General features: G+C 68.7%; 9 protein-coding genes. 2 read left to right on the plus strand and 7 right to left on the minus strand.

Features of this window, described 5'->3' with window-relative positions; translation table 11 throughout:
- Positions 1 to 67: 67 nt before the first annotated feature.
- Positions 68 to 892, plus strand: coding sequence for an HAD-IIB family hydrolase (locus AC07YS_RS02525; RefSeq protein ID WP_495266985.1), 825 nt, complete (start codon positions 68 to 70; stop codon positions 890 to 892).
- A gap of 108 nt (positions 893 to 1,000) precedes the next feature.
- Here AC07YS_RS02525 and AC07YS_RS02530 read toward each other — a convergent pair whose 3' ends face one another.
- The 5 genes from AC07YS_RS02530 to uvrA all read right to left on the minus strand — a co-directional run bounded on the left by AC07YS_RS02530 (position 1,001) and on the right by uvrA (position 11,591).
- Positions 1,001 to 2,197, minus strand: coding sequence for a porin (locus AC07YS_RS02530; RefSeq protein WP_492679886.1), 1,197 nt, complete (start codon positions 2,195 to 2,197; stop codon positions 1,001 to 1,003).
- Positions 2,198 to 2,518: 321 nt separating this feature from the next.
- Positions 2,519 to 3,487 (minus strand): Bug family tripartite tricarboxylate transporter substrate binding protein, encoded by a 969-nt coding sequence (locus AC07YS_RS02535; protein ID WP_495266984.1) that lies wholly within the window; start codon positions 3,485 to 3,487, stop codon positions 2,519 to 2,521.
- 105 nt (positions 3,488 to 3,592) lie between these two features.
- Positions 3,593 to 4,639 (minus strand): histone deacetylase family protein, encoded by a 1,047-nt coding sequence (locus AC07YS_RS02540; protein WP_495266983.1) that lies wholly within the window; start codon positions 4,637 to 4,639, stop codon positions 3,593 to 3,595.
- Positions 4,640 to 4,673: 34 nt separating this feature from the next.
- Positions 4,674 to 5,723, minus strand: a complete 1,050-nt coding sequence (ocd, locus tag AC07YS_RS02545; RefSeq protein ID WP_495266982.1) for an ornithine cyclodeaminase — start codon at positions 5,721 to 5,723, stop codon at positions 4,674 to 4,676.
- Positions 5,724 to 5,840: 117 nt separating this feature from the next.
- A complete protein-coding gene (gene uvrA / locus AC07YS_RS02550; protein ID WP_495267103.1) occupies positions 5,841 to 11,591 on the minus strand; it encodes an excinuclease ABC subunit UvrA in 5,751 nt (1,916 codons plus the stop codon).
- Between the two features lie 185 nt (positions 11,592 to 11,776).
- Between uvrA and AC07YS_RS02555 the strand changes: the two genes are divergently transcribed.
- A complete protein-coding gene (locus AC07YS_RS02555; protein ID WP_062477357.1) occupies positions 11,777 to 12,907 on the plus strand; it encodes an ABC transporter substrate-binding protein in 1,131 nt (376 codons plus the stop codon).
- Between the two features lie 16 nt (positions 12,908 to 12,923).
- Here AC07YS_RS02555 and AC07YS_RS02560 read toward each other — a convergent pair whose 3' ends face one another.
- Positions 12,924 to 13,112, minus strand: coding sequence for a hypothetical protein (locus AC07YS_RS02560; protein WP_056577413.1), 189 nt, complete (start codon positions 13,110 to 13,112; stop codon positions 12,924 to 12,926).
- A gap of 134 nt (positions 13,113 to 13,246) precedes the next feature.
- Positions 13,247 to 14,941 carry an MFS transporter gene (locus tag AC07YS_RS02565; protein ID WP_062477354.1) on the minus strand — a complete coding sequence of 565 codons (1,695 nt, stop codon included), beginning with the start codon at positions 14,939 to 14,941 and terminating at the stop codon, positions 13,247 to 13,249.
- Positions 14,942 to 15,029 lie beyond the last annotated feature (88 nt).

Raw genomic sequence — 15,029 nt, forward strand, 5'->3', positions numbered from 1 at the left:
CGCGGCGGGGGCGGGATGCTACACGAAAGCGCCGGTACGATCACGGGCCTCTTCGAGAATCCTGTCCATGTCTTCGCCTCCCCTGCCCGCCTCGCCCCACCACCTGTTGCCGCTCACGCGCTGGCCCGCCGACGCGCGCGCTGCGCTGGTCGGCGTGTTCACCGACATCGACGACACGCTCACCACCGACGGCGCGATCACGCCCGATGCGTTGAAGGCGCTGGCCGACCTGAAGGCCGCCGGCCTGGCGGTGGTCGCCATCACCGGCCGGCCCGTGGGCTGGAGCCTGCCCTTCGTGAACAGCTGGCCGGTCGATGCGATCGTGGCCGAGAACGGCGCGGTGGCGCTGCGCCCGGCAGCCGATGGCGGCGTCGAGAAGCGCTACCAGCAGGACGCCGCCACGCGCGCCGCCAACTTCGCGCGCATGCAGGCCGTGCTGGCGCGCATCGAGCACGAGATTCCGGGCGCCGGCCGCGCCACCGACTCGCCCGGGCGCGAGACCGACATCGCGATCGACCACAGCGAGTTCGTGACGCTCGATGACGACACCATCGCGCGCGTCGTCGCGCTGATGCGCGGAGAAGGCATGCACGCCACCGTGAGCAGCATCCACATCAACGGCTGGTACGGCGACAACGACAAGCTCGAAGGCGCGCGCTGGATCGTGCGCGAGCTGTGGGGCCGCACGCTCGACGACGAGATGGACCGCTGGGCCTACGTGGGCGACTCCACCAACGACCAGCTGATGTTCCGCAGCTTCGCGCACAGCATCGGCGTGGCGAACGTCGCGCGCTTCGTGCCGCAGTTGGAGCACCTGCCGCGCTACGTGACGCAGGGCGAGCGCGGTGCGGGGTTCGCGCAGGCCGCGCACGCGGTGCTGTCGGCGCGCTGAGCCGCGCACGAAAAAAGGCCCGCGCAGGGCGGGCCGAATGGACCGGTTGAACGACCCTTGGAGAAACTTGCAGGGGTGGGGGCGCGCGGCGCGCGACCGCTCAAACCATCAGAACGTGTGGCGGATGCCGAACTCGTAGCCCATCGAGCTCTTGGCCTGCAGCGCGGTGCGGTTGAACGTGGTGGCGTACGACGGGCCTGCACCCACCGTGAGCCCTGCGCCGTTCTTGTTGCTGACGCGCGCGACCGTGCCGTACAGCGCGGTGCGCTTGGACAGGTTGTGCACATAGCCCAGCGCGAGCTTGTTGGCCTTCGGATCGGCGTTGTTCACGCCGAACACGGGCACGCGGTTGAAGTCGTACTTGACCTGCGAATACGACGCGCGGATCACGCCCGGGCCGACCGGCACGGTCACGCCCAGCAGGTAGCCGGTGAGGTCCACGTCCTGGCCGGGCGTGAAGATGTTCAGCGCGTTGCGCTCGTCCTTCGAACGCGAGATTTCGCCGAACAGCTTGGCCACGCCGAAGTCGTAGGTCGCGCCGAGGTTGAAGGTCTTGACCTTGCCCGGGCGTGCCACGGCGGCGGCGCCGCTGCCGGTCGTGAAGCTGGTGTCGTTCTGCGCGTAGCTGGCGGCGATGTCGAACGGACCCGTCGTGTAGCCCAGGCGACCGCCGATGTGGCGGCCGGTGTTGGTGCTGGCGGCGGTGTCGGGCGACAGGCGCGTCTGCTCGGCCAGGCCGTAGGCCACGTTGCCGTAGAAGCCGCCCAGGCGCGGCAGGAAGTACTGCACCATGTTGCTGGCGCGCTTGTAGGTGCCGTTGCTGCCGTAGCCGCTGCCCGGCACGCTGGCTTCGTTGGCGTCGATGATCAGCGAGCCGCCGATGCCCGTGTCGCCGAACGGGTCGAACTGTTCTTCGTTCATCACCGTCGCGGTCTTGTCGCGGCCCAGGCGCAGTTCGCCGAAGCTGCCCGCCAGGCTCACCGTCGAACGGCGGGTGAAGTTCGAGACGCCGGTGGCGCCGTCGTCATTGGTGATCGGGGCTTCGAGCCAGAAGCTGGCCGACAGGCCGCCGCCCAGGTCTTCCACGCCGCGGAAGCCGAGGCGGCTCGAGCTCAGGCCCGAATTCGCCAGCTCGGTGCGGCTGGCCTTCACGCTGTAGGCGGGGCCGAAGGGGGTGGTCGAAACGCTCTTGTTCGCTACGTTGCGGTAGGCGGCATCGACCACGCCGAACAGGGTCACGGTCGATTGCGCCGACGCGGCGCCGCAGGCTGCGATGGCAGCCAGAACAAGCAGGGATTTTTTCATTGGTGTCACTCCAGGAGGGGGATGTCGCTGCGCCGAGACCGGGCGCGACTTTGGGACGTCCGGGCCTTGTTGCCGCGAGACTGGGTCCGAGTTTTCCTTCACTGGAAGACAAAGGGATTACATAGGGTTAACGCCTAGATTACGGAGGGTTTTAGGGGGTGAATTTGGGACGCCGATCGTGGATCGGGTAGGCGCTGCATGGCGCAGGCCGAAAACGCGCATCGAAAAATCGAATTTCTATGCACGTCGTCGACGACGTGCATAGAAACGGACGGAATCCATGTTCAGCAGCGACCGTGGCCGCTGCCGTGTTCACCTGCCTTACTTTTCCTTCGCCAACCCCAGCTTGTCGATGATCACCTTCTCGCGCACCACCGTGTCCTGTGCGAACTTGGTGTACGTGGCCGAGCTCATGTAGTTCGGCAGCATGTCGTAGCGGCCGAGCGAGGCCACGTAGCTGGGTTCTTCCATCGCCTGCTTGAAGGCGTCGTGCAGCTTCTTCACGACCTCGGGCGAGGTGCCCTTGGGGGCGCCGATGCCGAAGGGCGAGTTCTGCACCACGTCGTAGCCCAGCTCCTTCAGCGTGGGCGCGTCGGGGAACTTGGCCAGGCGCTTCTCGCCCCAGGTGTTGAGCACGCGCAGCTTGCCGGCCTCGACCTGCGGCGCGAAGCCGGTGCTGTCGGCCGCGGCCATGAGCTGGCCGCTGACCACCGCGAGCATCAGGTCGGCGCTGCCCTTGTAGGGCACGTGCTGCAGCTGGATGCCGGCCTTCTGCGCCACGATCTCGGTCGTGAGGTGCGGGCTGGTCAGGTTGCCGGTCGAGCCGTAGGTGAGCTTGCCGGGGTTGGCCTTGGCGTAGGCGACGAAGTCGGCCCAGGTCTTGAAGGGGCTGTCGGCCGGCACGACGATGCCGAAGGCATAGCCGGTGACGTTCAGCACGTAGGTGATGTCCTTGAGCGGGTCCCAGTTGATCTTGGTGGTGTAGCCCAGGCGGAACACGCCCAGCGGAATCTGCGCGACGGTGTAGCCGTCGGGCTGCGCGGTCTGCAGCGCCTGCGCGGGCAGCGTGCCGCCGGCGCCGGGCTTGTTGTCGACGATCACGGGCTGGCCGAGGATCTTGCTGGCGTTGTCGGCCAGCTGGCGCATGGTGATGTCGGTCGGGCCGCCCGCGGGAAAGGCGATCACGAGCTTGATGGGTTTCGCGGGAAAGGCCTGTGCAAGCACCGCCAGCGGCGCGGCGAGGCCGCAGGCGGCCAGCGTGGCGGCACGGAGAAGGGAACGGCGAAACATGACGGAAGGCTCCTGAAGCGTGGATCGAGCCGCGCATTGGGCCCTGCCCCGCCCGGTGCAGCAATCGGGGCTCACCCGACTGCTGTCGCCGAAGCAACTCCGCCCTCAGCCCGCGGCTTGCGCGAAGCCGTCGAGAACGTTGACCGCGTTCACACCCACCTCGGCGACCGCATAGCCGCCCTCGAACACGAACACCGTCGGCAGGCCGGCGCGCGCGAGGTCTTCGCCCATGCGCAGGTAGTCGCCGCTCTTCAGCTTGAAGCCCGAGATCGGGTCGCCCTCGAAGGTGTCGACGCCCAGCGAGACCACGAGGGCGCCGGCCTTGACCTTCGCGATGCCGTCGAGTGCCGTCTTGAGCGCCGCGCGCCAGGCCGTGAAATCGGTGCCGCGCGGCAGCGGCAGGTTGTGGTTGAAGCCCTCGCCCGCGCCCGCGCCGCGCTCGTCGGCATGGCCCAGGTAGTACGGGTAGTCGGTGAGCGGATCGCCGTGCAGGCTGGCGAAGTGCACGTCGCTGCGCTCGTAGAAGATCGCCTGCGTGCCGTTGCCGTGGTGGTAGTCGACATCGAGCACGGCCACGCGTTCGACGCCCGCGTCGCGCAGCGCCTGCGCGGCGACGGCGGCGTTGTTGATGAAGCAGTAGCCGCCGAAGAAGTCGGCGCCCGCGTGGTGGCCCGGTGGGCGCGTGAGCGCGAAGGCGCTGCGCTCGCCGCCGAGGACGCGCTGCGTCGCCGTCCACGCACAAGCCGCGCCATGGCGCGCAGCGGCCCAGCTGCCGGCCATCAGCGGCGTGCCGGCGTCGAACGCAAAGAGGCCCAGGCGCGCGGGAAAACTCTTCGGCAACACGTCGGTGCGCATGCCGCGCGTGGGCCAGTACGAGGGCAGCGCGTCGCGCGTGGCGTTGGCGGCGTCGAGCGCCACCCACTCGCTCCAGGCATGGGCGATGAAATCGAGGTAACGCGGCGCATGCACCTTCGCCAGCAGCGCGTCGTCGAACGCGTCGGGCGCCTGCAGCGGACCGAGGCCGCGCCGTTCCAGTTCGTGCCTCACATGGTCGACGCGGGCGGGCACCTCGAAGCAGGGCACCAGCTCGCCCCGGAACATTTCGACTTGGCCTTGGTGCAGGGCGTGCTGGTCGTTGTAGATGGTGAGCATGAAGCGGCGAAGGGCGTGACGACAGGGCCTGCCATCATGCCGCACGCCGCAGCACCGCCCGGCGCCGCCCCGAGGCGGTGAGACCGAACAGGTCCTTCGGGTCGTCGAGCTCGGGCACCAGCGCGATCTGCCGGCCCACGCCGCGCTCCAGCGCCAGCTGCTGGATGCAGCGCAGCGCCGTGTAGTCCTCCAGCGCGAAGCCGACCGAGTCGAACACCGTGACCTGCTCCGGCCGCTCGCGCCCCGGCACTTCGCCCAGCAGCACGCGCCACAGTTCGTGCACCGGGAAGTCGGGCGCCAGCTGCTGGATCTCGCCCTCGATGCGGGTCTGCGGCTCGTACTCGACGAACACGCGCGCGCCACGCAGCACGTCGGGGTGCAGCTCGGTCTTGCCGGGCGAATCGCCGCCCACGGCGTTGATGTGCATGCCGGGCTCGATCATGTCGGGCGTGAGCACGGTCGCGTGGCCCTGGTAGGCGGTGATGGTGGTCACGATGTCGGCGCCGCGCACCGCCTCGGCGGTGGAGTCGGCGCGCACGATCTCCATCGGCGTGCAGGCCGCGAGGTGGCGCACCAGCTTGTCGGTGGCGCGCGGGTCGATGTCGAACACGCGCACCTGCTCGATGCCCAGCAGCGCATGGAAGGCCAGCGCCTGGAACTCGCTCTGCGAGCCGTTGCCGATGAGCGCCAGGCTGCGCGAATCGGGCCGCGCCAGCGCCTTGGCGGCCATGGCCGAGGTGGCGGCCGTGCGCAGCGCGGTGGTGAGCGTGAGTTCGGACAGCAGCACGGGGTAGCCCGTGTCGACCTCGGCCAGCACGCCGAAGGCCATGACCGTGGGCAGGCCGACCTGCGTGTTGTGCGGGTGACCGTTGACGTACTTGAAGGCATAGGCGCCATCGTCCGCCACGGGCATGAGCTCGATCACGCCCAGGTGCGAATGGCTGGCCACGCGCGCCTTCTTGTCGAACTCGCGCCATCGCAGGAAGTCGTCGCGCAGCGCGTCGGCCAGCGTGACGAGGAACTCCGGGACGCCGGTCTCATCCACCAGGCGAACCAGGCTGTGCACATCGATGAAGCGGGTCATGGCGCGGCTCCTTGCGTAGCCCCCGGCACGGCGCTTCATCCGTTCACACGGTCTCCACCATGGCTGATTCAGGATGCGCCTGCGCCAAGGGTTCAAGCCATTGTGCGCCTGTGCGCGTCAACGTGCCAACACGGCCTTAAGAGCTACGCCAGTGTGCGTACCCAATCGCACCACCTCCTCCGGCGGCGCCGCCGCCACGATGCGCCCGCCGGCGTTGCCGCCCTCGGGCCCGAGGTCGAGAATCCAGTCGGCTTCGGCGATCAGGTCGAGGTCGTGCTCGATCACCACCACGCTGTGGCCGCCGTTCACCAGCCGGTGCAGCACGTGGATCAGCTTCTCGACGTCGGCCATGTGCAGGCCCACGGTCGGCTCGTCGAGCACGTACAGCGTGTGCGGCGCCTTCTGGCCGCGGCGCGTGATGTCGTCGCGCACCTTGCTCAGTTCGGTCACCAGCTTGATGCGCTGCGCCTCGCCGCCCGACAGCGTGGGCGACGGCTGCCCCAGCGTGAGGTAGCCCAGGCCCACGTCCTTCAGCAGTTGCAGCGGATGCGCGATGTTGGGCATGCTGGCGAAGAACTCCACCGCCTCGTCGACCTCCATCTTCAGCACGTCGCCGATGCTCTTGCCGCGCCAGCTCACGGCCAGCGTCTCGGGGTTGAAGCGCGCGCCGTGGCAGACCTCGCAGGGCACCTTCACGTCGGGCAGGAAGCTCATCTCGATGGTGCGCACGCCCGCGCCTTCGCAGCCCGGGCAACGGCCTTCGCCGGTGTTGAAGCTGAAGCGCGCCGGGCCGTAGCCGCGCGCCTTCGCTTCGAGGGTGTCGGCAAAGAGCTTGCGGATGGTGTCCCAGAAACCGATGTAGGTGGCGGGGCAGCTGCGCGGCGTCTTGCCGATCGGCGTCTGGTCGACCTCGAGCACGCGGTCGATGACCTCGTAGCCGTCGACGCCGCGGCAGCCGACCCAGGCCGGGCGCTTGCCCGCGGCATCGGCGTCGCGGCCGGCCTTGGTCATGCGCTGCACCACGATGCCCTGCACGCTGGCCAGCAGCACGTCGCGTGCCAGCGTCGACTTGCCCGAGCCGCTCACGCCCGTGACCACCACGAGGCGGTGCAGCGGCAGCGTGGCGGTCACGTCCTGCAGGTTGTGCAGGTCGGCGCCGTGCACGGTGAGCCAGTTGCCGCTGTCTTCGGCCTTCGGATCGGGCGAGGGAATCAGGCGGCGCGCCTGCAGCGGGTGCTTGATGGCGTCGCGCAGGTAGCGGCCGGTCTGCGAGTCGCCGGCCTTCTGGATGTCGGCCACCGTGCCCTCGGCCACGAGGCGGCCGCCGCGCTTGCCGGCGCTGGGGCCGATGTCGATGATGTGGTCGGCGCGGCGGATGGTGTCTTCGTCGTGCTCCACCACCACCAGCGTGTTGCCCTTCTCGCCGAGCTTGTGCAACGCGTTCAGCAGGATCTGGTTGTCGCGCGCATGCAGGCCGATGGTCGGCTCGTCGAGCACGTAGCACACGCCCTGCAGGTTGCTGCCCAGCTGCGCCGCCAGGCGGATGCGCTGCGCCTCGCCGCCCGAGAGCGTGGGCGCGCCACGGTCGAGCGTGAGGTAGCCCAGGCCCACTTCCTCGAGGAATTCGAGGCGGCTCTTGATCTCGGGCACGAGGTCGCGCGCGATCTCGGCTTCGCGGCCGTTGAGCACCAGCCCTTCGAACCACTGGCGCACCTCGGTCACGCTCATGCGCGCCAGCTGCGTGATGCCGATGCCGCCCGAGCCGTCGGCCGCGGTGCCGAAGCCCACGGCGCGCGCGGTGGCGTTCAGGCGCGTGCCTTCGCAGGTCGGGCAGGCCACGTCGGCCAGGTCTTCGACCTCGGGCTCGGCGAAGGTCTGCTCGCGGCCCTTGCTGTCGTCGTCGCGGATCGAATCGTCGAAGACCTTGCGCTGATCCTTGCTGAGCTTCACGCCCGTGCCCACGCAGTCGGGACACCAGCCGTGCTTGCTGTTGTAGCTGAACAGGCGCGGATCGAGTTCGGCATAGCTGGTGCTGCACACCGGGCAGGCGCGCAGCGTGGAGAACACCTGCACGCGGCCGATGCCCACGGCGGACACGCCGGCCATCATGGCGGCGCGCAGGCCGTCGAGTTCGCTCAGCACATGGACCACGCCCTTGCCGTGCTCGAGCGCCCTGGTGAGCGCCGCGCGCAGCTCGTTCTCCTGCGAAGGCAGCACGTCGAGGCTGGCCACGGGCAGCTCGATGCTGTGCTCCTTGAAGCGGTCGATGCGCGGAAAGCCCGTGGTCGGCAAAAAGTCGCCGTCCACGCGCAGGTGGGTGAAGCCGCGCGGGCGCGCCCAGTCGGCCAGCTCGGTGTACACGCCCTTGCGGTTGCTCACCAGCGGCGCGAGCAGGCCGATGTGCTGGCCCTTGAAGTTGCGCATGAGCTGCGCGGCGATGCTGTCGGGCGTCTGCGGCTGCACGGCCGCGCCGTCGTGCACGCAGTGCTGGATGCCCAGCTTCACGTACAGCAGGCGCAGGAAGTGCCACACCTCGGTGGTGGTGCCCACCGTGCTCTTGCGCCCGCCGCGCGACAGGCGCTGCTCGATGGCCACGGTCGGCGGAATGCCGTACACCGCGTCCACCTCGGGCCGGCCCGCGGGCTGCACGATGCTGCGCGCGTAGGCGTTGAGCGATTCGAGGTACCGGCGCTGGCCTTCATTGAAAAGAATGTCGAACGCCAGCGTCGACTTGCCCGAGCCGCTCACGCCCGTCACCACGCTGAACTTGCCGCGCGGAATGTCCACGCTGAGGTTCTTCAGGTTGTGCTCGCGCGCATTGACGATCTCGATGGCGTTGCCGCCGGGCGCCGTCTTCGCGTTGGCGATGTAGCGTCGCGCCGCGCGCTCGGCCACCTTGTAGGCGCCCGGGCCGACGGCGAGTTCGTAGTCGGCCAGCGCCGCGCCGGTGAGCGAGGCGCGGTTCTCGCGCAGCTGCTCGGGCGTGCCCTCGGCCACCACCTGGCCGCCGGCGTCGCCGCCTTCGGGACCGAGGTCGATGAGCCAGTCGCTGGCGCGGATCACGTCGAGGTTGTGCTCGATGACGATGAGCGAATGGCCGGCGTCGAGCAGCTTGCGCAGCGCGCGCATGAGCCGCGCGATGTCGTCGAAGTGCAGGCCGGTGGTCGGCTCGTCGAACAGGAACAGCGTGCCCTTGCGCGCCACCATCTGGCGGCTCGCGGTCGCGCTCTTGGCGGCCTCGGCCAGGAAGCCCGCGAGCTTCAGGCGCTGTGCCTCGCCGCCCGAGAGCGTGGGCACGGGCTGGCCGAGCTTCACGTAGTCCAGGCCCACGTCGACGATGGGCTGCAGCACGCGCAGCACGTCGCGGTCGGTGTCGAACAGCGCCGCGGCCTCGGCCACGGTGAGCTCCAGGATGTCGGCCACGTTGTAGCCGCGGCCCTTGCGCTCGATCTTCACTTCGAGGATCTCGGGCCGGTAGCGCTTGCCGTCGCAGTCGGGGCAGCGCAGGTACACGTCCGACAGGAACTGCATCTCGACGTGCTCGAAGCCCGAGCCGCCGCAGGTCGGGCAGCGCCCGTCGCCGGAGTTGAAGCTGAACTTGCTCGCGGTGTAGCCGCGCTGGCGCGACAGCGCCGCGGTGGCGAAGATCTCGCGGATGGCGTCCCACGCGCCCACGTAGCTCGCGGGGTTGGAGCGCGCGGTCTTGCCGATGGGCGACTGGTCGACGAACACCACGTCGCCCAGGTGATCGGCGCCGAGCATGCGGTCGTGCGCGCCCGGCGTCTCGGTGGCCTTGCCGAAGTGGCGCATGAGCGCGGGCGCCAGCACGTCCTGGATGAGCGTGGACTTGCCCGAGCCGCTCACGCCGGTCACGCACACCAGGCGCGCGAGCGGAAAGTCGACCGTGATGTTCTTCAGGTTGTGCTCGCGCACGCCTTCGAGGATGAGCCGGTGCGTGTTCTCGCTCACGAGCCGCTTGAAGCCCATGCCGATCTTCTTGCGCCCGCCCAGGTACTGGCCGGTGAGCGTGTCGGCGTCGCGCAGCTGGTCGGTGCCGCCGTCGAACACGATCTGCCCGCCGCGCGCGCCGGGGCCGGGGCCCATGTCGATCACGCGGTCGGCCGCGAGCATCACGGCCGGGTCGTGCTCGACCACCACCAGCGTGTTGCCGGCATCGCGCAGGCGCAGCATGGCCTCGGTGATGCGGTTCATGTCGCGCGGGTGCAGGCCGATGCTGGGCTCGTCGAGCACGAACAGCGTGTTCACCAGCGAGGTGCCCAGCGCCGTCGTGAGGTTGATGCGCTGCACCTCGCCGCCGCTGAGCGTGCGGCTCTGGCGGTCGAGCGTGAGGTAGCCGATGCCCACGTCGTGCAGGTAGCGCAGGCGCGTGGTGATTTCCTCGAACAGCAGCTTCAGCGCTTGGGCTTCCCCTTCGCTCGCGGGGCTGCCGTTGCCGTGGTGCTCCACGCGGTCGAAGAACTTGCGCAGCCGCTCGATGGGCAGCAGCATCAGGTCGTGCAGGCACAGGCCGGGCAGCGCCTCGAGCTGCGCGCGGCTCCACTTCGCGCCGGTGGGAAGAAAGCGCTTTTCAGGCGGCAGCACCGCGTCGGCGTCGTCCTTGCTGCCGATGCGCCACAGCAGCGGGTCGAGCTTCAGGCGCGCGCCGCTGCAAACCGGGCACGGCGTGTAGCTGCGGTACTTCGACAAGAGCACGCGGATGTGCATCTTGTAGGCCTTGCTCTCCAGGTAGCCGAAGAAGCGGCGCACGCCGTACCACTGCTTGTTCCAGTTGCCGTCCTTGTAATTGGGCGTGCCCTCGATCACCCAGTGCTTCTGCTCCTCGGTGAGCTTGTTCCACGGCGTGTCGCGCGGAATGCCCGCCGCCTCGGCGTGGCGCATGAGGTCGTCCTGCGCCTCTTTCCACGCGGGCGTCTGGATGGTCTTGATGGCGCCGGCGCGCAGCGTGAGCTTGTCGTTCGGGATCACGAGCCCCAGGTCGACGCCGATCACGCGGCCGAAGCCGCGGCAGGTGTCGCAGGCGCCCACCGCCGAGTTGAACGAGAACATCGACGGGATGGGGTCGGTGTAGCGGATGTCGCTTTCCGGGCAATGCAGGCCGGTGGAGAACTTCCAGACGTCGGTCGGCGCGTTTTCCTCGGCGCCGGTCGCATGCACGGTGACGCGCCCGCTGCCGCGCTTGAGCGCCACCTCGATGGCCTCGACCACGCGCGCGCGCTCCGCGCTCGAGATGCGGAAGCGGTCGGCCACCACGTCGAGCACCTTGCGCGGGCCCGTGGGCGTGGCCACCTCGCGTTCGGACTGCACCCGCGTGAAGCCGCTGGCCGACAGCCACTGCGTCACTTCGTCCGCCGTGGTGCCGGCCGGCAGCTCGACCGGGAAGGTGATGACGATGCGCGGGTCGCCCGCCGCCGCCGCGCGCTCGGCGATCTGCGCGTAGATGCTGTCGGGCGAGTCGTGGCGCACCGGCAGCGCGGTCTCGCGGTCGAACAGCTGGGCCGCGCGCGCGTAGAGCAGCTTCAGGTGGTCGTTCAGCTCGGTCATCGTGCCGACCGTGGAGCGCGAGGAGCGCACCGGGTTGGTCTGGTCGATGGCGATGGCGGGCGGCACGCCCTCCACCTTGTCGACGGCGGGCTTGTCCATGCGGTCCAGGAACTGGCGCGCGTAGGCGGAAAAGGTCTCCACGTAGCGGCGCTGGCCTTCGGCGTAGAGGGTGTCGAACACGAGGCTCGACTTGCCCGAGCCGCTGGGCCCGGTGACCACGGTCATCTCGCCGGTGCGGATGTCGAGGTCGAGGTTCTGGAGGTTGTGCTGGCGCGCGCCGCGAATCCGGATGGAGCCCTGTGTCATGAGTGCCTTGGGGGGTGGGGCAAACATTCTAGGGAGTGCTTCGTGACGCTTCGGCCCGCCCCGGCGCATGGGCGGCGCCCGCGCAGGGGTTTGTCTGGATGCGTCCAAAGACACTTTATGAAACAAATGCGACATTTGTTTTCACAATTGTTCAGCGAGTCTCCCGAAGGCTCCGAAAGGCTTTCATGACGAAGAAGAAAGTGGCAGGTTCACGGCACGCGCTCGGCGTGGCGGCCCTGCTGGCGCTGTGCGCAATGGGCGCCTCGGCCCAGATCGTGATCGGCCAGACCGCGGGCATGACCGGCTCGGTGGCCGCGAGCGTGAACGAGACCATCGGCGGCGCGCAACTGGTGATCGACGCGGCCAATGCCCAGGGCGGCATCCACGGCGAGAAGATCGAGGTCATCCGCATGGACGACGCCTTCGACGTCAAGCGCGCGGGCGATAACGCGCGCGTGCTGATCGAGGACAAGAAGGTGCTGGCGCTCTTCATGAGCCGCGGCACGCCGCACTCGCAGGCCATCATCCCCTACCTGGACAAGAACGAGGTGGCGCTCATCGGCCCCTCGACCGGCGCGATGGTGTTGCACAAGCCGCTGCAAAAGCATGTGTTCAACGTGCGCGCCACCTACCAGCGCGAGGCCGAGAAGGCGGTGCAGCACCTGCTGACCATCGGCCTCACGCGCATCGCCGTGGTCCACGTGACCGACTCGTTCGGCGCCGACGCGCTCCAGGGCGCGATGAACGGCTTCACCAAGGGCAAGGCCCAGCCGATCGCGACCGTTCCGGCCGACCGCGAGAAGCCCGACTACAAGACCATCGTGCCCGCCATCATGAAGGCCGACGCGCAGGCGGTGGTGTGGATCGGCTCGGGCGTGGCGGTGGTCGACGGCATCAAGGCGCTGCGCGCCGCGGGCTCGGCGGCGCAGGTGGTCACGCTGTCGAACAACGCCTCGTCGGGCTTCATCAAGCAGCTGGGCGACGCCAGCCGCGGCGTGATCGTGACGCAGGTGTTCCCCAGCGAACGCTCGATGGGCCAGCCGATGGTGAAGGAGGCGCTGACGCTCGCCCGCGCCAAGGGCCAGGGCGAGCTGTCACCGGCCGCGCTCGAAGGCTTCGCCTCGGCCAAGGTGCTGGTGGAGGCATTGCGCCGCGCCGGCCCCAAGCCCACGCGCGCCAAGGTGCTCGCGGCGCTCGAAAGCCTCAAGGGCTACGACCTGGGCGGCGGGCTCGAGGTGAGCTACTCGCCGCAGGACCACAGCGGCATCGACTTCGCGGACCTCGCGATCATCAGCGAAGGCCGCTTCAAGCGCTGACGCGCGCCCCGTTGCGTTACTTCGCGGCGGAGGCCGCGGCAGCCGGTGCCGATGCGCCAGGCGCCGGCGTGGCCGCCGGTGCGGGGGCGTGCGTCGTGTCGCCGCCGTGCTTCTCGCCGGACATGTCGATCTTGTCGCCGCCCATCGAAATCACATACAGGGCAATGGCGGCGAAGATGACGAAGCCGACTACGATTTTCCACATGGGGACTGTCTCCTGAGAAGGTGAAACGGGGGATGAAGAGGGTTCAAGAAAAAGGCCTCATGCCGCGGGGCATGAAGCCTCTTTGTTGAACGGAGGGCAGCCGCCGCGCGGCCCCCTCCAGATGCCGCCGAGGATCAGTCGTTGGCGTAGATGTCCACGTCCTTGGTCTCGCGGATGAACAGCGTGCCGATCACCAGCGTGATGCCCGCGATGATGATCGGGTACCACAGGCCGTTGTACATGTTGCCGGTCGAGGCCACGATGGCGAAGGCGGTGGTCGGCAGCAGGCCGCCGAACCAGCCGTTGCCGATGTGGTACGGCAGGCTCATCGAGGTGTAGCGGATGCGCGTGGGGAACATCTCGACCAGCATCGCGGCGATCGGGCCGTAGACCATGGTCACCAGCAGCACCAGCCAGAACAGCAACACGATGGTCAGCACCTTGTTGATCTTGGCGGGATCGGCCTTGGACGGGTAGCCCGCGACCTTCAGGTCTTCGGCCACGCCCTTCTTGAAGGCGGCGATGGCCTTGACGCTGGTCTCGTCGAACTTGGAGTTCGCGACCACGCCGGTGGGCGCCTCGACGGTCTTGTCGCCGATCTTCACGACGGCCGCGGAGCCGGGTGCGCCGGCCACGTTCTCGTAGCTCACCGAGTTCTGCACCAGGTAGCGCTTGGCGATGTCGCACGAGCTCTTGAAGTCGATCTCGCGGGCCACGGGGTTGCCCTGGAACGAGCAGGTCTTCGGGTCGGCCGTCACGGTGACGCCGGCCGTGGCCTGTGCACGGGCCAGGTCGGGGTTGGCGGCTTCGGTCAGCATCTTGAAGACCGGGAAGTAGGTGACCACGGCCAAGAGGCAGCCGGCCATGATGATCGGCTTGCGGCCGATCTTGTCGGACAGCGTGCCGAACACCACGAAGAAGGGCGTACCCAGCAGCAGCGCGGCGGCGATCATCAGGTTGGCCGTGGTCGCATCGACCTTGAGCTGCTGCGTCAGGAAGAACAGCGCATAGAACTGGCCCGAGTACCAGACCACGGCCTGGCCGGCCGTGAGGCCGATCAGCGCCAGGATCACGATCTTCAGGTTCTTCCACTGGCCGAAGGATTCGGCGAGCGGTGCCTTCGAGGTCTTGCCCTCGGCCTTCATCTTCTGGAAGGCCGGCGACTCCGACAGCGTCAGGCGGATCCACACCGAGATGGCCAGGAGCAGGATGGAGACCAGGAACGGAATGCGCCAGCCCCACTCGCCGAACGCCTGCTCACCGAGCCAGGTGCGCACGCCCAGGATCACAATCAGGCTCAGGAACAGGCCGAGCGTGGCCGTGGTCTGGATCCACGAGGTGTAGGCACCGCGCTTGCCGTGCGGCGAGTGCTCGGCCACGTAGGTGGCAGCACCGCCGTACTCGCCGCCGAGCGCCAGGCCCTGCAGCATGCGCAGCGCGATCAGGATCACCGGCGCCGCGACGCCGATGGTCGCGTAGCTGGGCAGCAGGCCGACGATGAAGGTCGACAGGCCCATGATCAGGATCGTCACCAGGAAGGTGTACTTGCGACCGATCATGTCGCCCAGGCGGCCGAACACGATGGCGCCGAACGGACGCACCAGGAAGCCGGCGGCGAACGCCAGCAGCGCGAAGATGAAGGCCGCGCCCGCATCCAGGCCGCTGAAGAACTGCTTCGCGATGATCGCGGCGAGCGAACCGTACAGATAGAAGTCGTACCACTCGAACACGGTGCCGAGCGAGGAGGCGAAGATGACCTTCTTCTCCTCCGCGGACATGGGCCGGGGGGCCGGATGCGGCACTCCCCTTGAATCTAGCGTGGCTGCCATCGTCGTCTCCTGGTGTGTATGTATGCGTCCATCGGTTCCCGGCATTCGGGACCGTGGGGCATTCTTGGAGGCGCGACTGACCCGAGGC

The sequence above is a fragment of the Variovorax sp. GW458-11-26-14-LB1 genome (assembly GCF_059423965.1).